The 19,444-nt window shown below is 67.6% G+C and carries 16 protein-coding genes and 2 tRNA genes; 12 read left to right on the forward strand and 6 right to left on the reverse strand.

What is annotated here, in order from left to right; all coding sequences use genetic code 11:
* The first annotated feature begins 10 nt into the window (after positions 1 to 10).
* Positions 11 to 2,716 (forward strand): molybdopterin-dependent oxidoreductase, encoded by a 2,706-nt coding sequence (locus ACI1V7_RS10510; RefSeq protein WP_404531710.1) that lies wholly within the window; start codon positions 11 to 13, stop codon positions 2,714 to 2,716.
* Here ACI1V7_RS10510 and ACI1V7_RS10515 read toward each other — a convergent pair.
* Positions 2,713 to 3,657 carry a LysR family transcriptional regulator gene (locus tag ACI1V7_RS10515; protein WP_404531711.1) on the reverse strand — a complete coding sequence of 315 codons (945 nt, stop codon included), beginning with the start codon at positions 3,655 to 3,657 and terminating at the stop codon, positions 2,713 to 2,715. The two genes, ACI1V7_RS10510 and ACI1V7_RS10515, sit on opposite strands and share 4 nt — an antisense overlap.
* 95 nt (positions 3,658 to 3,752) lie before the next feature.
* On the opposite strand from ACI1V7_RS10515, the gene ACI1V7_RS10520 reads away from it, so the two are divergent.
* Positions 3,753 to 4,958 (forward strand): MFS transporter, encoded by a 1,206-nt coding sequence (locus ACI1V7_RS10520; RefSeq protein WP_404531712.1) that lies wholly within the window; start codon positions 3,753 to 3,755, stop codon positions 4,956 to 4,958.
* Between the two features lie 3 nt (positions 4,959 to 4,961).
* Here ACI1V7_RS10520 and ACI1V7_RS10525 read toward each other — a convergent pair whose 3' ends face one another.
* A complete protein-coding gene (locus ACI1V7_RS10525) occupies positions 4,962 to 5,921 on the reverse strand; it encodes a TerC family protein (protein WP_404531713.1) in 960 nt (319 codons plus the stop codon).
* A gap of 66 nt (positions 5,922 to 5,987) precedes the next feature.
* Positions 5,988 to 7,118: a hypothetical protein gene (locus ACI1V7_RS10530; protein ID WP_404531714.1), complete on the reverse strand. Its 1,131-nt coding sequence runs from the start codon at positions 7,116 to 7,118 to the stop codon at positions 5,988 to 5,990.
* Between the two features lie 331 nt (positions 7,119 to 7,449).
* Here ACI1V7_RS10530 and ACI1V7_RS10535 point away from each other — a divergent pair, with 331 nt between their 5' ends.
* Complete coding sequence (locus ACI1V7_RS10535) at positions 7,450 to 8,604, forward strand: hypothetical protein (RefSeq protein WP_404531715.1); 1,155 nt, start codon at positions 7,450 to 7,452, stop codon at positions 8,602 to 8,604.
* A gap of 86 nt (positions 8,605 to 8,690) precedes the next feature.
* On the opposite strand, the gene ACI1V7_RS10540 is transcribed toward ACI1V7_RS10535, so the two are convergent.
* The 3 genes from ACI1V7_RS10540 to ispB form a co-directional block, all read right to left on the reverse strand.
* Positions 8,691 to 8,767 (reverse strand) — tRNA-Pro (locus tag ACI1V7_RS10540).
* Positions 8,768 to 8,849: 82 nt separating this feature from the next.
* A tRNA-Pro gene (locus ACI1V7_RS10545) sits at positions 8,850 to 8,926 on the reverse strand.
* Positions 8,927 to 8,978: 52 nt separating this feature from the next.
* Complete coding sequence (ispB, locus tag ACI1V7_RS10550) at positions 8,979 to 9,968, reverse strand: octaprenyl diphosphate synthase (RefSeq protein ID WP_404531716.1); 990 nt, start codon at positions 9,966 to 9,968, stop codon at positions 8,979 to 8,981.
* A gap of 255 nt (positions 9,969 to 10,223) precedes the next feature.
* Here ispB and rplU point away from each other — a divergent pair, with 255 nt between their 5' ends.
* The 9 genes from rplU to ACI1V7_RS10595 all read left to right on the forward strand — a co-directional run bounded on the left by rplU (position 10,224) and on the right by ACI1V7_RS10595 (position 19,442).
* The gene (gene rplU / locus ACI1V7_RS10555) at positions 10,224 to 10,535 is read left to right on the forward strand and encodes a 50S ribosomal protein L21 (RefSeq protein WP_036230184.1); all 312 of its coding nucleotides are present in this window, start codon (positions 10,224 to 10,226) and stop codon (positions 10,533 to 10,535) included.
* A 42-nt stretch (positions 10,536 to 10,577) separates the two neighbouring features.
* Positions 10,578 to 10,850 carry a 50S ribosomal protein L27 gene (gene rpmA / locus ACI1V7_RS10560; protein ID WP_290412679.1) on the forward strand — a complete coding sequence of 91 codons (273 nt, stop codon included), beginning with the start codon at positions 10,578 to 10,580 and terminating at the stop codon, positions 10,848 to 10,850.
* 132 nt (positions 10,851 to 10,982) lie between these two features.
* Positions 10,983 to 12,095: an Obg family GTPase CgtA gene (cgtA, locus tag ACI1V7_RS10565; protein ID WP_404531718.1), complete on the forward strand. Its 1,113-nt coding sequence runs from the start codon at positions 10,983 to 10,985 to the stop codon at positions 12,093 to 12,095.
* 121 nt (positions 12,096 to 12,216) lie between these two features.
* Positions 12,217 to 12,627 (forward strand): hypothetical protein, encoded by a 411-nt coding sequence (locus tag ACI1V7_RS10570; protein WP_404531719.1) that lies wholly within the window; start codon positions 12,217 to 12,219, stop codon positions 12,625 to 12,627.
* A gap of 7 nt (positions 12,628 to 12,634) precedes the next feature.
* Positions 12,635 to 13,777: a glutamate 5-kinase gene (proB, locus tag ACI1V7_RS10575; RefSeq protein ID WP_404531720.1), complete on the forward strand. Its 1,143-nt coding sequence runs from the start codon at positions 12,635 to 12,637 to the stop codon at positions 13,775 to 13,777.
* Between the two features lie 203 nt (positions 13,778 to 13,980).
* Positions 13,981 to 15,414, forward strand: coding sequence for a UbiA family prenyltransferase (locus ACI1V7_RS10580; protein WP_404531721.1), 1,434 nt, complete (start codon positions 13,981 to 13,983; stop codon positions 15,412 to 15,414).
* On the forward strand, positions 15,408 to 16,706 hold the full coding sequence (locus ACI1V7_RS10585) for an FAD-binding oxidoreductase (protein ID WP_404531722.1): 1,299 nt from the start codon (positions 15,408 to 15,410) through the stop codon (positions 16,704 to 16,706). The genes ACI1V7_RS10580 and ACI1V7_RS10585 overlap by 7 nt, the downstream gene beginning before the upstream one ends.
* A gap of 1 nt (position 16,707) precedes the next feature.
* Positions 16,708 to 17,460, forward strand: coding sequence for an SDR family NAD(P)-dependent oxidoreductase (locus tag ACI1V7_RS10590; RefSeq protein WP_404531723.1), 753 nt, complete (start codon positions 16,708 to 16,710; stop codon positions 17,458 to 17,460).
* Between the two features lie 14 nt (positions 17,461 to 17,474).
* On the forward strand, positions 17,475 to 19,442 hold the full coding sequence (locus ACI1V7_RS10595) for a hypothetical protein (RefSeq protein WP_404531725.1): 1,968 nt from the start codon (positions 17,475 to 17,477) through the stop codon (positions 19,440 to 19,442).
* The last annotated feature ends 2 nt before the right edge of the window (positions 19,443 to 19,444 follow it).

Here is a 19,444-nt window from a genome sequence, read left to right on the forward strand (position 1 = left end):
AGTCCTGCGCATGAAGCTGTCCGCCATCCCCACCACCGTCAAGACCACCTGCCCGTACTGCGGCGTCGGCTGCGGCGTCGATGCCCGCGTCGGGGAGGACGGCGCGTTGTCCATCGCCGGCGACGCCTTCCATCCGGCCAGCCAGGGCCGCCTGTGCGTGAAGGGCGCGGCGCTGGGCGAGACGGTCGGCCTGCAGGGCCGGCTGCTGTCTCCGATGCTGCGCGGCGCGGATGGCTTGCGCGAGGCGTCCTGGGACGAGGCGCTGGAGAAGGTCGCCGGCGGCTTCTCCCGCATCATCGCGGAGCACGGGCCGGATGCGGTGGCGCTGTACGTCTCCGGCCAGCTGCTCACCGAGGACTACTACATCGCCAACAAGTTCATGAAGGGCTACGTCGGCAGCGCCAACATCGACACCAACTCGCGCCTGTGCATGTCCTCGGCCGTGGCGGGCCACAAGCGCGCGTTCGGCGAGGATATCGTGCCCGGCTGCTACGAGGACCTGGAGCTCGCGGACCTGCTGGTGCTGGTGGGCTCGAACGCAGCCTGGTGCCACCCGACGCTGTACCATCGCATCGCGCGCGCCAAGGAAGCGCGTCCGCAGATGCAGGTGGTCGTGGTCGACCCGCGCCGCACGGCCACCTGCGACATCGCCGACCTGCACCTGCCCATCAAGCCGGGCACGGACGTGTGGCTGTTCGACGGCCTGCTCGCCCATCTCGCGGCCCAGCAGGCCGTGGATGCCGGCTTCGTCCGCGCCCACACGGAGGGCCTGGCCGATGCGCTGGACGCCGCCGGCAAGGCCGGCACGATCCTCGACGTGGCCAGGACCTGCCGCATCGATCCGGCCCTGCTGCAGCGCTTCTACGCGCTGTTCGCGCGGACGGAGAAGACCGTCACCGCCTTCACGATGGGCGTGAACCAGTCCAGCAGCGGCGCCGACAAGGTCAATGCCATCATCAACTGCCACCTGATCACGGGCCGCATCGGCAAGCCGGGCATGGGCCCGTTCTCGCTGACGGGCCAGCCGAACGCGATGGGCGGACGCGAGGTGGGCGGCCTGGCGAACATGCTGGCCGCGCACATGGACATCGAGGACGCGGACCAGCGTGCCGCCGTGCAGGGCTTCTGGGCCTCGCCGCGCATGGCGGACAAGCCCGGCCTGAAGGCCGTCGACCTGTTCCGCGCCATCGAGGAGGGCAGGATCAAGGCCGTGTGGATCATGGCCACCAATCCGCTCGTCAGCATGCCGGATGCGGCGCAGGCAAGGCGCGCGCTGGAACGATGCGAGCTGGTGGTGGCGTCCGACATCGTGCCGGGCACCGACACGAACGGGGTGGCCCACGTGCTGCTGCCGGCGCTGGGCTGGGGCGAGAAGGACGGCACCGTCACCAATTCCGAGCGCTGCATCTCGCGCCAGCGCGCTTTCCTGAGCGCGCCCGGCAGCGCACGCGCGGACTGGGACATCGTCTGCGACGTGGCCCGGCGCATGGGTTTCACGGGCTTCGACTTCACGGCGCCGCACGAGATCTTCGACGAGCACGCGCGCCTGTCGGCCTGGCGCAACGGCACCGATGGTGGACGCCCGCGCCTGTTCGACATCGGCGGCCTGGCCGGCATGACGCGCGCGGACTACGATGCGCTGGCGCCGGTGCAGTGGCCCGTGCGTGCGCCGGGCGGGTCGACGGCGCGCCTGCTGGGCGACGGCCGCTTCGCCCATCCGAACGGCAAGGCGCGCTTCGTGCCGACGGCGCCGCGCGCGCCCGCGTACCTGCCGGACGGCGAGTTCCCGCTGGTGCTGAATACGGGACGCGTGCGCGACCAGTGGCACACGATGACGCGCACCGGCCGTTCGCCGCGGCTGGCCGAGCACGTGCCGGAACCGTTCGTCGACCTGCACCCGCAGGACGCGCTGCTGTGCGGCGTGAAGGCGGGGGAGCTGGCGCGCGTGACGAGCAGCTGGGGCGCCGTGGTGGCGCGGGTGCAGCACGGCGGCGGCATCGCCCGCGGCAGCGCCTTCATGCCCATCCACTGGAGCGCGCAGACGGCGTCCGACGCGCGCGTGGGCACCGTCGTGAATCCCGCCGTCGATCCCGTCTCTGGCGAGCCGGAATTCAAGCACACGCCCGTGCGCATCGAACCGTTCGGCGTGGCCTGGTACGGCTTCATCCTGAGCCGCGCGGAACTGCCGCTGCAGGAAGCGGCACACTGGACCCGCATCCAGGGCGCGGGCTTCGTCCGCTACGAGCTGGCGGGACGGCTGCCGTTCTCCCAGGCGGCCGACTGGACGCGCGCGCTGCTGGGCGTGCGCGGGGACGACGAGGACGCCGACTGGATCGAGGTCGAGGACAAGAGCGGCGGCGTGGTGCGCGCGGCCCACCTGGTCGACGGAAGGATCCAGGCCTGCCTGTTCGTCTCGCAGCGCCAGGACCTGCCGGCACGGGCCTGGCTGGCCTCGCTGTTCGCGCAGGAGACGCTCGCGCAGGCCGACCGCCTGGCCCTGTTGTCGGGCCGCGCGAAGACGGCCGGCGCGGATCCGGGACCGACCGTGTGCTCCTGCTTCGGCGTGGGGAAGAAGACGATCGAGATCGCGATCCGCCAGCACGGCTGCCGCGACGCCGCCGCCGTCACCGCGTGCACGAAGGCCGGCGGCAATTGCGGTTCCTGCGTGCCCGAGATCCGCGCGCTGCTGGCCGCGGCGCAGGCGGCGGAAGTCTAGTCCAGCGGGGCGATGCCGAACGCCTGCGGCACCGCCACGCGCATGATGTCGATGAAGCGGCGCAGGCGCGCCGGGTAGAAGCGGGCCGGCGGGTAGATCAGCCAGATCGGCAGCGGCGCCGCCTGCCACTGCGGCACCAGCTGCACCAGGCGGCCGCTGTCCAGCTCCTCGCGCAGCGCCCACGACGAACCGAGCGCCACGCCGACACCCATCACGGCGGCGTTGCGCAGCGCGTACAGATTGTCCGTGTACAGGCGCGGACGGATCGCCAGCTGCGTCGAGCGTCCGTCCTGCGCATGGGTCAGCGTCACCTGGTCGCGGTAAAAATTGCTGGCCGAGATCCAGGGCAGGGCGGGCAGCGCGTCCGGGTGGTCGGGCACGGGCATACCCTCGAGCAGGCCGGGCGCGGCCACCACGATGCGCGGCACGTCGCCCAGGCGCAGCGCCACCATGTCCGGTGGCGGATCTTCTCCCACGCGGATCACGCAGTCGATGCCCTGGCCGATCAGGTCGGGCACGCGGTCGTGCAGCGTCCATTCGACCGTCATGCGCGGATAGCGCTTCAGGTACTCGGCCAGCGGCGCGACCAGCTGCTGCTGGCCGAAGGCGTGCGGGGCGATCACCCGCAGCAGGCCCACCGGCTCGTCGCCGGCGCCGCGGATCTCGCTCTCGAATTCCTGCCAGCCGGCCAGCAATTCCTTGGCCCGTGCATAGCAGCGCATGCCGTCGTCGGTCAGCTTCATCGCGTGGGTGGAACGCTGCAGCAGGCGCACGCCCAGCGATTTTTCCAGCGCCTTCAGGCGCCGGCTGACGGTCGGCTGCGTCGTCTCGAGCAGGCGCGCCGCCGCCGACAGGCTGCCGGCATCGACGATGCGGACGAAGGTCTCGACCAGCATCATACGGTCGGCGGATGATATTCCAGGAGGATTGTCTGCGTTCATACGTCCATCGTATAACAGTTCTGCCGCCCATGTGGCTACCGCGTTGCAGCATGGCTGCGCATAATGCATCCCATCGAACAAGAAGGAGTGCAGCAATGAACACCACCACCACCACCATGCCGCGGCAGGCGACCCTGTCCGGCCCCCTGACTTTCCTGCTCGCGGCGGGCACCGGCCTGTCCGTCGCCGCGCTGTACTACAGCCAGCCGACGCTGGGCGTGCTGGCCGGCGACCTGAACGCCGACCCGCGCGCCGTCGGCTGGATCCCGACGCTGACCCAGTTCGGCTATGCGCTGGGCCTGTTGCTGCTGGCGCCGCTGGGCGACCGCTTCGATCGCCGTAACATCATCGTCGCCAAGGCGCTGGTGCTGGCCGCCGCGCTGCTGCTGACGGGCTTCGCGCCGACGCTGGGCGTGCTGCTGGGCGCCAGCCTGCTGGTCGGCCTGTTCGCCACCGTGGCCCAGGACATCGTCCCGGCCGCCGCGACGCTGGCCCAGCCCGAACACCGCGGCAAGGCCGTCGGCACCGTGATGACGGGCCTGTTGCTGGGCATCCTGCTGTCGCGCGTCGTCAGCGGCTTCGTCGCCGAGCACTGGGGCTGGCGCGCCGTGTTCGTGGCGGCGTCGATCGGCGTCGTCGCGATGGCCGGCGTGATGGCACGCTTCCTGCCCCATTTCGCGCCGACCAGCCAGGTGAGCTATCCGGCCCTGCTGCAATCGCTCGCCGCCCTGTGGCGCCAGCACCGCAAGCTGCGCCTGGCCGCGCTGGCCCAGGGCCTGCTGTCGGTCGGTTTCTCGGCATTCTGGTCGACGCTGGCCGTGATGCTGCACGGCGCCCCGTTCCACCTCGGCTCGGCCGCGGCGGGCTCGTTCGGCTTGGCCGGCGCCGTGGCCGCCCTGGCCGCGCCGTTCGCCGGACGGCTGGCCGATCGCCGCGGCGCCGAATGGGTGACGCGCGTCGCCGCCATCGTGACCGTGGGCTCGTTCGCCATCATGTTCGCCATGCCGGCCCTGTCCACCCCGTTGCAGCTGGCGCTGCTGGCGCTGGCCACCATCGGCTTCGACCTGGGCGTGCAGGCGAGCCTGATCGCGCACCAGACCATCGTGTTCGGCATTGCCCCGGAGTCGCGCAGCCGCCTGAATGCGATCCTGATGACGAGCGTGTTCGTCGGCATGGCCACGGGCGGCGCCCTCGGCGCCCAGGCGCTGGCCGCCTGGGGCTGGAACGGCGTCGTGCTGCTGGCCGTGGCCGCCGCGCTGGCCGCCCTGGCGGTGCGGGTCAGGGCCGCCTCGGCCACCTGACATTCAGGGTTTCGGTGCCGGCGGGGGACGCATCAGGCTCGCCAGCACCGACACCAGCAGGATCAGCCCGACCACGCCCAGCGCGATCCCGGTCGGGATCTTGTAGATGTCCAGCAGCAGCATCTTGGCGCCGATGAAGACGAGGATGAAGGCGAGCCCGTACTTCAGCAGGTGGAAGCGCTGCGCCATGTCGGCCAGCAGGAAGTACATGGCGCGCAGGCCCAGGATGGCGAAGATGTTCGACGTGAACACGATGAACGGGTCGCCCGTGACGGCGAAGATGGCGGGGATCGAATCGACGGCGAAGATGACGTCGGTGACCTCCACCAGCACCAGCACGACGAACAGCGGGGTGGCGTAGCGCACGCCGTTCTTGAACGTGAAGAAGCTGTGGCCGTGGTACTCGTCCGTGATCTTCATGTGGCCGCGCATCCAGCGCAGCACGCGGTTGTTGGCCAGGTCGGGTTCCTGGTCGGAGACGATCAGCATCTGCACCCCCGTGTAGAGCAGGAACAGGCCGAAGATGTAGAGGATCCAGTGGAATTGCGCCAGCAGCAGGGCGCCCACGTAGATCAGCACCGCGCGCAGCACGATCGCCCCCAGCACGCCGTACAGCAGCACGCGCTTCTGGAACATCGCCGGCACGGCGAAGAAGTTGAACAGCGTGATCCAGACGAACACATTGTCGACCGCCAGCGATTTCTCGATCAGGTAGCCGGTCAGGTATTCGAGCGCCTTCGCCTTCGCGATCTCCGGTCCCAGCGTGCCGTCCAGGTACCACCACAGCCAGCCGCCGAACGCCAGCGCGATCGAGATCCAGATGACCGACCACATGGCCGCCTCGCGCGTGCTCACCTTGTGTTCGCCCTCGTGCTTGAGGACGAAGAAATCGACGGCGAGCAGCAGGGCGACGAGGACCGTGAACGAAAGGTAGAGCGTGGGCGTGCCGATGGTGTCGAGCATGGATGGACCTCCCGAGGCGCGCGACCGCGGCCGGGAAATCCGGCCGCGACGGTCGTGCAGCCGATTCTAGACGCTCATGCCCGGACGGCGGCGCACCGTCGAGCCGACGCCGGGCGCGATGGTCCGCCCGACGAGCGCCGTGATGCCCAGGCACAGGACGGCAAGGCTGGCGAAGGCGGCGCCGGCGAATGGCGTCGGCTGCTGCATCAGCGGCGCGTCGAGCAGCGTGGCGCCGATTCCGGTAAGTAACATCATCACGGGAAAGTGGCCGAAGAAGGAGAACGCGGCGGCCTGTCCGGACGGGCTGTCGGCCATGCCCAGCACGGCGGCGCGCACGCCTTCGTGGCTGGTGCCGCCGGGGTCCGGATACAGCGACCAGGCGAGGACGACGAAGGCCAGGCCCACCAGCAGGTAGGTGCTGCCGGCAAGCCATGTGCCGACCGGTTGCGGCACCAGACCGGTGTCGGCGCCCGCCAGGCGCGACAGCAGCAGTGCGGCGACGAGCAGGGCCGCCCCCAGGGCCGGCGCCGGGCGCCATCTGCTGACCGTCCCGAGCGCCACCACGGCGACGCCCGCCACCCACGTCGCCGCCCACGCCAGGAACTCCCAGGGCAGCACGACGACGATGGCCGTCAGCAGCAGCGGCCGCGCGATACCCGAGATGCGCAGCAGCACGAGCAGGACGAAGCTCCAGAACAGCCAGGACAGCAGGTACAGCATGCCGTTGCTGCCGAACGTGGGCACGAGGACCGGCTGCAGCATGAGCGCATTGCCCAGCAGCGCGGCATGGCTCAGTGTCAGCGTGCTGAATGCGGGGAAGTTCGTGTACAGCCCCGTGGCGTCGAACCAGCTGCTGCCCGCGACGTCGCAGGCGGCGCCCAGCGCCAGCGCGGGCAGCAGGATGCGGTACAGCGCGACTGCGTAGCGCGTCACGGCGCCACGGACGACGCCCTCGGCCGGGAAACCCGACCGGTGCGCGCGCAGGACCAGTCCGGCCAGGATGCCGTCGACGACGAAGAACACGGCGAACGCCTCGTGGCCGAGGCCGGTGAGGAAATAGAAGGCCTTCGCCAGGCCGGTCTTGTCGTGCACGTCGCCGTAGTCGACGAACACGAGGAACCGGATGTGGTACAGCAGCGCCATGATGGCGCTGGCCCAGCGCGCAATGAGGAGGAAGGTGACGAATCGGTCGCACATGGAAGGCCTCGCCGGAGGACCTGCGCCGGATGGACGACGTCGCGATTCCACGCGCTCAGCGGCACAAGGATTGATTTGAAGAAAGCATCTCCACCGATCTCGTCGGCAAGTGTTGATGAACTTCATCAGGCGCCATGTGAGTCGATGCTAGTGGGTGAGGTCCCGTCGCGTTTGCGTTCGCGCATCCAGGACGCAGGCTTGGTGGCGCAGCCGGTGGGATGACGGGGTATTCGTCGCGCCCGGGCCACGGTCACCGGCCCGCTGTGCGGTTCGCCACCGCGCGGACGTGCGTGGCATGATGGCGTCCATGCCATCCTGGGAATCCGATGCGATGAAACCCCGTCTCGTTGCCGCCTCCATGGTCCTGTCCGCTGTCCTGTCCGGCTGGGCCTGCGCCGTGCCGGCCCGCGCCGCGCCCGTGGTACTGACCAAGCCGGGCGTGGACACGGTGATCGCGCAGCTCAGCGAGACGGACGACGGCAAGCTGTGCATCGTCGGCGTGGCCGTCGGGCGGCGCGCGAGCGACCCCGAGCGCGGCGTCGTCATGCTGTTCGACCCGGCCGCCAGCCGGATGGTCTGGGAACGGACGGTCGAACCGCCGGACGGCGCCCACCGGGTCGCCTTCAAGGCTTGCCATGCGGACGGGAAAACCCTTCTCCTCGGCGCGGAAGTGGTCCCTGGCGCCGGGCCCGCCACGCGGGAGATGACGGTCCACGCCTACCGCTTCGACGACCAGGGCGCTCTGCTGGGGTCGAAGGAGATCGACACGGACGCCTCGCGCTCCACCGTCTACGCCATCGACGCCGACGCGGGCGGCGTCACCGTGGCCGGGGCGGCGCGCGACGTCGCGGCGAAGACGGCATCCAACGCGATCTTCTTCGCCAGGCTCGATCCCGGCTTGCAGGGGGCGTCCGTCACCCGGTTGCCTACCGGCGCCTACGAGCAGGGATCGGCCGCGCGGCTGGCCGGGAATACCTTATATGTGGCTGGAAATTTTCTGCCTGCATCGCAGCCGGAAGGGGCGAACACGGACGACCATGCCGCATCGAAGATCGTCGGCGGGAAGTACCGCTTCAGCGAGCGCCCCATCAAGCTCAAGAGCAATGGCGTAAGGGCGGCGATTTCGTCGGCCAACGACATCGTCATGCTGGGCAATGACGGCAAGACGACGCAGCTGGCGGCGATCGGCGCCGACGGCAAGGCCAGGGAGGGCGTGCAGCTGCGGGGCACGTTCTGCTGGACCGCCGACATCGGGGCCGATGCCGCGACCGTGTACGCGGTCCGCACGGAATGCAGCGACCCCGGGACGCCCGCCGTGCTCACGGCCATCGACCGGCGGACGGGCGCGGAGACGATCGTCAGCGGCGTCGTCGGCGAACCCGTCAAGGTGCTGGTGCTGAAGAGCGGGCTTGCCGTCGTCGCGCGGAAAAGCGATGGCACCTTGCTGCTGCAGATGGTGGGGAAGGGCGGCGATCCGGACGCATGAAATCCGGACGCATGAGACTCGGACGCAAGCAGCCGTGCACGAAAAAAAACAGCGGACGCATGGTCCGCTGTTTTTCATGAATTCTGTGGTCGGGGTGAGAGGATTCGAACCTCCGGCCTCTACGTCCCGAACGTAGCGCTCTACCGGGCTAAGCTACACCCCGACGGTGGTAATGCTTTGAAGCAGCTGCTAACCCGAGGAGTGTCGCTTTGGATGCTGCAAACAAGATAAAACAAGAAACTGAGTGGTCGGGGTGAGAGGATTCGAACCTCCGGCCTCTACGTCCCGAACGTAGCGCTCTACCGGGCTAAGCTACACCCCGACTGTTCGAGACATCGTTACCGAAATCTCGGGAAGGCATTACTATAGTTGCCTCAATGGTTCCTGTCAACAGCGAAGCTGCAGAGCTGGAGCAGGGCCTGCTTGTAGTCGGTATCCGGCAGGTCGGCGATCGCCGTGGCGGCGCGGCGCGCGGCGGCTTCGGCCTCGCGGCGCGTGAAATCGAGGGCGCCGCTGGAGGTGACGGCGGCCAGCACGGCGTCGAAATGGGTCTCGTCGCCCTGTTCGATGCAGCTGCGGATCAGTTCGCGCTGCTCGGGCGAGCCGTTTTCCATCACATAGATCAGGGGCAGCGTCGGCTTGCCTTCGCGCAGGTCGTCGCCCACGTTCTTGCCGATCTCGGTGGCGTCGCCGGCATAGTCGAGCACGTCGTCGATGAGCTGGAACGCGGTGCCCAGCGAGCGGCCGTATTCGCCGGCCGCCTCGATCCGGGCGTCGTCGGCGCCGGCGACCAGGGCGCCCAGCTGGGCGGCCGCCTCGAACAGCTTGGCCGTCTTCGAGCGGATCACGCGCAGATAGCTTTCCTGGGTCACGTCCGGGTCGTGCATGTTCAGCAGCTGCAGGACCTCGCCCTCGGCGATGACGGTGGTGGCGCGCGACAGGATCTGCATCACGCGCATGTCGTTCAGGCTGGTCATCATCTCGAACGAGCGCGAGTACAGGTAGTCGCCCACCAGCACCGAGGCCGCGTTGCCGAACATGGCATTCGCCGTCTGGCGGCCGCGCCGCATCGAGGATTCGTCGACGACGTCGTCGTGCAGCAGCGTGGCCGTGTGGATGAATTCGACCACGGCCGCCAGTTCGTGGTGGCCTTCGCCCTTGTAGCCGTAGGCGTTCGCCAGCAGCAGCACCAGCACAGGACGGATCCGCTTGCCGCCGGCGCTGATGATGTATTCGGCGATCTGGTTCACCAGCGCGACTTCGGACTGCAGGCGCTGGCGGATCACCGTGTTCACGGCCTCCATGTCGGCTGCGATCGTGCGGGTGAGGGGATTCTGTTGGACGTTGTGGGTGGCGGCGGACAAGGCGGACCTGCTTGACGTTGGATGCGGATGGATTTTGTTGAGTCGTGATTATACGACATGCAAGCAGAAGCCGTCCCACCGACTTTCCTGGGGCTGCCAGGGCGGTCCGGGGCATTCCCGGGACAGCGGGCGACAGGCGCAAGGGTTTTGACGCAGCGCGCCAATTTATGTATAATCGTCTGTTCCCCGAACTCCTGGCTGTCCACTTCGCTGGATTCGCGGGAATATTTATCAACAATTAATGAGGTTTCAATCATGTACGCGGTCATAAAAACCGGTGGCAAGCAATACAAAGTTGTCGCTGGCGAAAAACTCAAAGTAGAACAGATACCGGCAGACATTGGTTCCGAACTCACTATCGATCAGGTTCTCGCCGTCGGCGAGGGCGAGAGCATCAAGTTTGGTGCTCCGCTGGTGGAAGGTGCTTCGGTTCGCGTGACTGTTGTGTCGCACGGTCGTCACGACAAAGTGCGTATCTTCAAGATGCGTCGTCGTAAGCACTACCAGAAGCGTCAAGGCCATCGCCAGAACTACACCGAAATCCAAGTGGTTGCGATCAACGGCTAATTGCCGCGCGTCCCTCTTCAGTCATAACAAGGAGCATTTGAAATGGCACACAAAAAAGGCGGCGGCACTACGCGAAACGGCCGTGACTCAGAAAGCAAACGCCTCGGCGTGAAAGTCTACGGCGGCCAGTCGATCAACGCCGGCGGCATCATCATGCGCCAGCGCGGTACCACGATCCGTCCGGGTACCAACGTCGGCCTGGGCAAGGATCACACCCTGTTCGCCCTGGTCAACGGCACCGTCAAGTTCATCAAGCAAGGCGTCGGTTCGAAGCAGTACGTGACCGTCATCGCTGCCGAAGCAGCTGCTGCTTAATTGAGCATGCACGCGCCGCCCCGGGCGGCGCAATCTTTGCAAGGCGCAAGCCTTCAATCGAAAGGCTCTGCCATCGGTAGGGCCTTTTAATTTTTTGGGCGTCCAACGCCCACTTTTCCCAGTGGTCTCATCATGAAGTTTATCGACGAAGCACGCATCGAAGTCATCGGCGGCGATGGCGGCAACGGCTGCGCCTCATTCCGCCGCGAGAAGTTCCGTCCGTTCGGCGGCCCCGACGGCGGCGACGGCGGCCGTGGCGGCTCGATCTGGGCGATCGCCGACCGCAACGTCAACACGCTGGTCGACTTCCGCTTCTCCAAGGTGCACACGGCGCGTAACGGCGAGCCGGGCCGCGGCTCCGACTGCTACGGCAAGGGCGCCGAGGACGTCTACCTGCGCATGCCGGTCGGCACCCTGATCATCGACGATAACAATGGCGAGATCATCGCCGACCTGACCGAGCACGAGCAGGTCGAACTGCTGGCCAAGGGCGGCGAGGGCGGCTGGGGCAATATCCACTTCAAGACCTCGACCAACCGCGCGCCGCGCCAGAAGACCGAGGGCAAGGAAGGCGAACGCCGTTCCCTGCGCCTGGAACTGAAGGTGCTGGCCGACGTGGGCCTGCTGGGCATGCCGAACGCCGGCAAGTCGACCTTCATCACGGCCGTGTCGAACGCGCGCCCGAAGATCGCCGACTATCCGTTCACGACCCTGCACCCGAACCTCGGCGTGGTGCGCGTCTCGCACGCGAAGAGCTTCGTGATCGCGGACATCCCGGGCCTGATCGAGGGCGCCGCCGAAGGCGCGGGCCTCGGCCACCAGTTCCTGCGCCACCTGAGCCGCACGGGCCTGCTGCTGCACATCGTCGACATCGCGCCGATGGATGGCAAGACCGACCCGGTCAAGGAAACCAAGGCCCTCGTCAAGGAACTCGAGAAGTACGACGCGGAACTGGTCAACAAGCCGCGCTGGCTGGTGCTGAACAAGCTGGACGTCGTGCCGGAAGACGAGCGCAAGAAGCTGGTCAAGGACTTCGTCAAGAAGATGGCCTGGAAGGGCCCCGTGTTCGAGATCTCGGCCCTGAACCGCGAAGGTTGCGAAGACCTGGTGCACGCGATCTACCAGCACCTGGAGAAGGAGCGCCACGTCGAGCAGCGCTCCGAAGAAACGCAGATGACGGAAGAAGCGCGCGGCATCTCGTCCATCGACCCCGACGATCCACGCTTCAAGATCATCGAAGATTAATGGCGCGTCGAAAAATCTACTGCGCGTTGCATTGTCGGCCTGCGATGCTCGCTGTACATCCGTACAGCTGCGCTTCTCGGCCAACACTGCGGCCGCTCGCTACGGTTTTTCGAGGCACCACATGAAGAATAGTCCCGCTACCCGCTACCGCCTGCGCAGCCAGCTGCTGCAGGCGACGGCCACCGTCAGCTCGCTGGCCGCGCTGTCGGCGCTGCTCGATCCGGACCGGATCGCGGAGCGGTTCGGACTGTTCCTCGTCGGCGTGAACGGCTACAGCCAGTTCTACGCCATCTATGTCGGAGTGCGCCTCGCCACCGCGGTGCTCGCTCTGCTGGCTGCGAGGCGGGGCGACCAGCCCATCCTCGGCGACCTCACCGCACTGTTCATCCTGGCGCAGCCGCTCGGCCGCTTCGCCGCAGCCTTTGCCATCGGCCTGCCCCAGGGCGTATTGTTAGCCATCTGCGGGATCGAATTGCTGGTCGGCCTGGCGCTGCTGGCGTTGCGCCCGCCGGGGCGCCCGCTCCTGCAATGATTTCGCCATGACCGCACACGCCGACACCGCCATCCGCTCCATCCTCCAGCAGGCCAGCCGCATCATCGTCAAGGTCGGCTCCTCCCTCGTCACCAATGAAGGCCGTGGCCTCGACCATGCGGCCATCGCGAAATGGGCCGCCCAGATCGCCGCGCTGCGCAAGCTGGGCAAGGAAGTCGTGCTCGTGTCGTCCGGCGCCATCGCCGAAGGCATGCTGCGCCTCGGCTTTGCCGTGCGCCCCACCGATATCCACGAACTGCAGGCCTGCGCCGCCTGCGGCCAGATGGGCCTGGCGCAGATCTACGAGACGAGCTTCGCCAGCCACGGCATCCGCACCGCCCAGGTGCTGCTCACGCACGCCGACCTGGCCGACCGCGAACGCTACCTGAACGCGCGCTCGACGCTCACGACGCTGCTGCGCCTGGACGTCGTCCCGATCATCAACGAGAACGACACGGTCGTCACCGACGAGATCAAGTTCGGCGACAACGACACGCTGGGCGCCCTCGTCGCCAACCTCATCGAGGCCGATGCCCTCGTCATCCTGACCGACCAGAAGGGCCTGTATTCGGCCGACCCGCGCAAGGACCCGGCCGCGACGCTGATCCAGCAAGCCCAGGCCGGCGACGCGGCGCTGGAAGCGATGGCCGGCGGCGCCGGCAGCAGCATCGGGCGCGGCGGCATGCTGACCAAGGTGCTGGCCGCCAAGCGCGCGGCCCGCTCCGGCGCGCACACGGCCATCGCCTGGGGCCGCGAGGACGACGTGCTGGTGCGCATGGCGCACGGCGAAGCGATTGGCACCCAGCTGCTGGCCGCCACCGCGCGCCTGACAGCGCGCCGCCAGTGGATGCACGACCACCTGCACACGGCCGGCGAGCTCGTGCTCGACGCCGGCGCCGTGCACAAGCTGCAGCACGAGGGCAAGTCCCTGCTGCCGATCGGCGTCGTCACGGTCGGCGGCGAATTCGGCCGCGGCGCCCTGGTCGCCTGCCTTACCGAGGATGGCCGCGAGATCGCGCGCGGCCTGACCAACTACTCCAGCAGCGAAACCCGGCGCATCATGCGCCACGCCTCCAGCGAGATCGAAGGCATCCTCGGCTACGTCGAGGCGCCCGAACTGGTACACCGGGACAACCTGGTTCTGCTTTGAGGTGCCGGCAACGGCGCGCCGTTGCCACTCCCGCGACGGAGAAACGATGACACATACTAACAAATGTGGGCATCGATTGCGGATGAAATCAACAAAATGACAGTATTGCTCAGGTATAATACTGAAGTTTTGCTATTAAATATTTTACATTGTCGGGGCAGGCTCTGCAGTCTGCTGCTTCAGTGTTTCCGCAGGAAGCTACCTTGAATACGGCACCCCTGATCGTCGACCTCGACGGCACGTTGATTCATACCGACATGCTGCACGAATCCGCACTGCGGGTGACGCGCGACCGTCCGCTGGATGCGCTGCGCATTCCGCTATGGCTGATGCGCGGCAAGGCCGTGCTGAAGAGCCAGCTGGCCAGCCGCAGCAGCTTCGATGCCTCGCTACTGCCGTACAACGAAAAATTGCTGGACTGGCTCAAGGAAGAGCGTGCCAATGGCCGCCGCATCGTGCTGTGCACGGCGTCCGACCGCGCCATTGCCGAGGCGGTTGCCGAACACCTCGGCGTGTTCGACGACGTGCTGGCCAGCGACGGCAGCATCAACCTGGCCGGCGACAACAAGGCCGAGGCGCTCGCGCGCCAGTACGGCCATGGCGGCTTTGACTACGTCGGAAATTCCAGCGCCGACCTCAAGGTGTGGCGCCGCGCTCGCAAGGCCGTCGTCGTGAATGGCGCGCGCGGCCTGGCCGGCAAGGCCGAGGCGCTGTGCGGCGTGGAACGCGAGTTCCCGCCGCAGCGGCGCGGCTTCGCCGCCTGGCGCAAGGTGTTGCGCGTTCACCAGTGGATGAAGAACCTGCTGCTGTTCATGCCTCTGCTGGCGGCGCACCAGCTGGCCGACATCGACGGCTGGCTGACGCTGGCGCTGGCGTTCGTCTCGTTCAGCCTGTGCGCATCGACCGTGTACATCGCCAATGACCTGCTCGACCTGGAAAGCGACCGCGCGCACCCGCGCAAGCGCCTGCGTCCGTTCGCCTCGGGCGCGGTGCCGGCCTGGCAGGGTGCGCTGCTGGCGCCGCTACTGTTCGCCGCCAGCCTGGCGCTGGGCGCCCTGGTCGGCGGAACCTTCCTGCCTTGGCTGCTGTTCTATTTCGCACTGACCTGCGTGTATTCCTGGGGATTGAAGCGTGTGATCCTGCTCGACTGCATCACGTTGGCGATGCTGTACACGCTGCGCATCACGGCCGGCGCGGCAGCGCTGTCGATGCCGCTGTCGTTCTGGCTGCTGGCATTCTCCGTGTTCCTGTTCCTTTCCCTGGCCTTCGTGAAGCGCTATGCGGAGCTGCAGAGCCAGGCGCTGTCCGGCAAGAGCAAGGTACATGGCCGCGGCTACTACACGACCGACGAGCCGCTGGTGCTGAACCTGGGCGTGACCGCCGGCTACGCGTCGGCCGTGGTGCTGGCGCTGTACCTGAACAGCGATAACGTCCTGATGCTGTACCGCTGGCCGGAAGCCGTGTGGGGCGCCGTCCCCGTGCTGCTGTTCTGGATCAGCTGGATCTGGATGCAGGCGCATCGCGGCAATATGCACGACGATCCCGTCGTTTTCGCCGTCAAGGATCGCGCCAGCCAGCTGGCCGGACTCGCATTTGCCGCCGTCATGCTCGTCGGCGCGCTAGGGTGGCCATGGTAGGCGTATCGTCGTGGGGCCGGCTGGACAGCAACGATCATGAGCTGGTGGCCCTGGCCGATCGCGCCCAGGCGGCAATGCGGATCGCTCGCGACGGCAGCGGACTGGCCCAGGGCAATGCACGCAGCTATGGGGACGTCTGCCTGAACCCGGGCGGGCGCCTGTGGCGCATGACGGGCATGGACCGCTTCATCGCCTTCGATCCGGACAGCGGCCGCCTGCGCTGCGAGGCGGGCGCGCTGCTGCGCGACATCCAGCGCATGAGCATCGCGCACGGCTGGCTGCTGCCTGTCACGCCGGGCACCCAGATGATCACGGTCGGCGGCGCCATCGCCAACGACGTCCACGGCAAGAACCACCACGTGCTGGGCACCTTCGGCGACCACGTGCGCGGACTGGTGCTCGCGCGCACTGATGGCACGGTGATCGACTGCGGCCCGGACCGCGAACCGGAGTGGTTCGCCGCCACCGTCGGCGGCATGGGCCTGACCGGCGTGATCGTCGAGGCCGAGCTGCAGCTGCGCCGCGTTACCGGGCCCTGGCTCGTCACCGACACGGTCCCCTACCGCAATCTCGACGAATTCTTCCACCTGGCCGACAGCTCCGAGGCCGGCTGGGAACAGACCGTGTCGTGGATCGACTGCCTGTCGGGCGTCGGGCGCGGCCTGTTCTTGCGCGCCAACCTGGCCGATATTCCCGACCGCCAGGCAACGTCCGGGCGGCGTCCGAAGCGCGTGCCGTTCGTGCCCCCCGTGTCGCTGGTGAACGGCCTGTCGCTGCGCGCCTTTAACGAGGCCTACTTCCAGGCCAACCGCCTCAAGGCCGGCTACGCCGTCGCCCACTTCGAGCAGTACACCTACCCGCTCGACAACCTGCACGACTGGAACCGCATGTACGGACCGCGCGGTTTCTACCAGTACCAGAGCGTGGTGCCGCGCGAGTTCGGGCGCGAGGCCGTGCAGGGCATGCTGGCGGCGATCAAGGAGGCCGGGCAGGGTTCTTTCCTGGCCGTGCTGAAGACCTTCGGCGCGCGCCAGAACGTGGGCATGATGAGTTTTCCCCGTCCGGGCGTCACGCTGGCGCTCGACTTCCCCAACCGCGGCCAGCGCACCGCGGCCCTGTTCGAGCGCCTGGACGCCATCGTGCGCGCGGCCGGCGGCAGGATCTATTCCGCCAAGGACGCGCGCATGCCGCGCGACCTGTTCGAATCGGGCTATCCGCGCCTTGCCGAATTCTTGCAATACCGCGACCCGGGCATCAGCTCGTCGATGTCGCGCCGTCTGATAGGAAGCTGATATGCCGGACACCCTACCACGCATCGTCATCGTCGGTGCCACTTCATCCATAGCCGAGCATTGCGCGCGCCTGTGGGTTGCCGGCCGCGAGGTCGCGCTGACCCTGGTCGGACGCGACGCCGGCCGCCTCGAGCGCGTCGCCGCCGACCTGCGCGTGCGCAGCCCCCGCTCGACCGTCGACGTGCGCACGGTGGACTTTTCCGATCCCGTCGCCATCGCGGCGCTGGCTGATGCCGTCACGGCGGAAGGCCTGCCGCAACAGGTGCTGATCGCGCATGGCTCGCTGCCCGACCAGGCAGCTTGCCAGCGCGACCTCGGCGCGGCCTTCGAGGCGCTCGACGTGAATGGCGTCTCGCCGGTGCTGTTCGCCGAGGCCTTCGCCGGTCGCATGGAAGGCGCGGGCGGCGTGATCACCGTCATCGGCTCCGTCGCCGGCGACCGCGGGCGCCGTTCGAACTACGTGTACGGCGCCGCCAAGGGGCTCGTCACGCGCTACGTGCAGGGCCTGCAGCACCGCCTGGCCGGCAGCAAGAGCCCGCTGAAGGTGGTGCTGGTCAAGCCGGGTCCGACGGCCACGCCGATGACGGCGCACCTGCCGCAGCGCGGCCTGGCGCCGGTGGAAGACGTGGCGCGCCTGATCGTGGATGGTTCGGCAGCCGGCAAGCCGGTCGTGTATGCGCCCGGCAAATGGGCCGTGATCATGATGGTGATCCGTCACCTGCCGGCAGTCGTTTTCAACAAGATGAACATCTGAGGGACCGCCTGCCCATGTCCAACTCCCAACGTTCGAACCGGTACTGGGTCCCGGCGCTGCTGTTCCTGCTGGTGGCGGCCGTGCTCCTGTACATCCAGTGGGGCGCCAATGCGCACAAGGTGCTGCACGAAAGCGGCGACTTTGCAGCCAACAGCGTGCAAATCCTCGATGCCAAACGCTTGCGCCTGTTGTATGGCAATTATTCGCGGATCGGTACCCACCATCCGGGTCCGGCGATCCTGTATGTGCTCGCTGCCGGCGAGTGGCTGTTCCACGACGTGCTGCGCATTGCGCCGTCGCCATTCTCCGGCCAGCTGCTGGCGATCTGCTTCTACACCGCCGGCTGGTTCACGCTGCTGTTCTCCGTGATACGCCGCGGCACCGGCGCCGCCTTGCCGGCGCTGGCGTACACGCTGGTCTTCGCCGGCGTGATCGGCTACTTCGATCCCCAGGTCTACCTGGGCGCCTGGTTCCCGGACCTGTACATCCTGCCCTTCGCCGTGATGCTGGCCGCGATCGGGCGCCTGGCCTGGGGTCACGTCGACAGCCTGCGCGCGCTGGCGGTCTCCAGCGGCTTCCTCATCAACGGCCATGTCTCGTTCATCCCGATGCTGGGCGTGATCCTGATCGTGATGCTGGCCGCAAACGTCGCCGTCACGCTGCGCACGCCTGGCCAGCGCATCCTGGCGCCGCGTTTCCTGCGCGAGCACGCGCGCGAGATCCTGGTCGCGATCGGTATCCTGTTCCTGTTCCTGGTACCGTTGCTGATCGCCACCATCACCGAGTTTCCGGGGCCCTTGTACGACTACATCAAGTTCGGCGGCGGCAACCAGCCACACCCGCTTCGCGAAGCCTTCGATTTCGTCGCCTTCTTCTGGACGCCGGGCCGCGCATGGGCGTGGGGACTGGCACTGGCTCTGCTGCTGCTGACCGGCTGGCGGGCATCTTCGCGCGATGCCTTGCGCGATGGCCGCGGGATCGGCATCGCGCTGGTCGGCGCGTCCATCGCACTGCTGGTCTATGCCAAGTTCGGCATCGACCACCTCGAGCTCACCTACGTCGGCCTGTTCTATTACGCGGTGCCGGCCCATGCGGCGGCGCTGCTTGCGCTGTACGTGATCCAGGCGATCCGCCCGGGCGCGCGCGACTGGCTCGCCGGGGTGGCGGCAGTGGCGGGAGCGGCAGGCATCCTGGTCGGGGCCAGCAAGATGATCTACTACGACTTTTCGTACGACATCCCGGGTACCGAGGCGCTGTACGAACAACTGGTCAAGGTCCCGGGCAGCGGACGTATCGTGCTCGACGTCGACCCCGATCCCGAGGCCTGGGAATATGCCTGGGGCGATGTCGTCGCGATCCAGCTGCATGCGCGGCGCCAGGGACGGGATCTCGTGTGCATCAACGAACACTGGCACATCCTGTTCACGCGCGCGGCCCAATGCCGCCCGGAGGAACTGAACAATCCGCGCCGCTTCCTCGTGCGCGCCATGCGCATGCAAGGCATGGCCCTCGAGCAGCCGGACATCGCGGGGCAGGGCCTGCTGCTGTTCCGGCATGGCCGCGTGCTGACCCCCGCCGCCTACACCACCGTCGCGCAGCATCCCGAGTATTTCCGCACAGCCATCGGCAAGGGATGGTCGAAGATCGAGGGCGATTTCGTCTGGTCGGACGGCCCTGTCGCCGAGCTGAACCTGCCGGCCAACCCGGAGCGCCGCCTGCTGAACCTGGACCTGGGCGTATTCCTGCCGGACCGCACATGGCGCCAGCACTTCGACATCGTCGTCAACGGCAAGCCGGTCGGCGGCGGCGACTTCGAATTCATCGAACGGCGTCGCCAGTTCAGCTTCGACCTCGGTCCCGAGGCGGCCGCGCCCTTGCATGTCGAGATCCGCATCGCGCGGCCGATCTCGCCGCTGGAAGTCGGCTGGTCGGTCGATGCCCGCAGGCTCGGCGTGTCGTTGTATGGAATCAGGGAGAAGTAAGC

This window comes from Massilia paldalensis (genome assembly GCF_044901715.1).
Lineage (GTDB): Bacteria > Pseudomonadota > Gammaproteobacteria > Burkholderiales > Burkholderiaceae_D > Telluria > Telluria paldalensis.

What these genes read in the sequence shown, in the direction of transcription:
- ACI1V7_RS10585 (WP_404531722.1), top strand. Translation starts at nt 15,408, where the DNA reads ATGGTAGGCGTATCGTCGTGGGGCCGGCTGGACAGCAACGATCATGAG.
- proB (WP_404531720.1), top strand. Translation starts at nt 12,635, where the DNA reads ATGACCGCACACGCCGACACCGCCATCCGCTCCATCCTCCAGCAGGCC.
- ACI1V7_RS10595 (WP_404531725.1), top strand. Translation starts at nt 17,475, where the DNA reads ATGTCCAACTCCCAACGTTCGAACCGGTACTGGGTCCCGGCGCTGCTG.
- ACI1V7_RS10520 (WP_404531712.1), top strand. Translation starts at nt 3,753, where the DNA reads ATGAACACCACCACCACCACCATGCCGCGGCAGGCGACCCTGTCCGGC.
- rplU (WP_036230184.1), top strand. Translation starts at nt 10,224, where the DNA reads ATGTACGCGGTCATAAAAACCGGTGGCAAGCAATACAAAGTTGTCGCT.
- ACI1V7_RS10535 (WP_404531715.1), top strand. Translation starts at nt 7,450, where the DNA reads ATGAAACCCCGTCTCGTTGCCGCCTCCATGGTCCTGTCCGCTGTCCTG.
- ACI1V7_RS10525 (WP_404531713.1), bottom strand. Translation starts at nt 5,921, where the DNA reads ATGCTCGACACCATCGGCACGCCCACGCTCTACCTTTCGTTCACGGTC.
- ACI1V7_RS10590 (WP_404531723.1), top strand. Translation starts at nt 16,708, where the DNA reads ATGCCGGACACCCTACCACGCATCGTCATCGTCGGTGCCACTTCATCC.
- ACI1V7_RS10570 (WP_404531719.1), top strand. Translation starts at nt 12,217, where the DNA reads ATGAAGAATAGTCCCGCTACCCGCTACCGCCTGCGCAGCCAGCTGCTG.
- rpmA (WP_290412679.1), top strand. Translation starts at nt 10,578, where the DNA reads ATGGCACACAAAAAAGGCGGCGGCACTACGCGAAACGGCCGTGACTCA.
- cgtA (WP_404531718.1), top strand. Translation starts at nt 10,983, where the DNA reads ATGAAGTTTATCGACGAAGCACGCATCGAAGTCATCGGCGGCGATGGC.
- ACI1V7_RS10530 (WP_404531714.1), bottom strand. Translation starts at nt 7,118, where the DNA reads ATGTGCGACCGATTCGTCACCTTCCTCCTCATTGCGCGCTGGGCCAGC.
- ACI1V7_RS10510 (WP_404531710.1), top strand. Translation starts at nt 11, where the DNA reads ATGAAGCTGTCCGCCATCCCCACCACCGTCAAGACCACCTGCCCGTAC.
- ACI1V7_RS10515 (WP_404531711.1), bottom strand. Translation starts at nt 3,657, where the DNA reads ATGAACGCAGACAATCCTCCTGGAATATCATCCGCCGACCGTATGATG.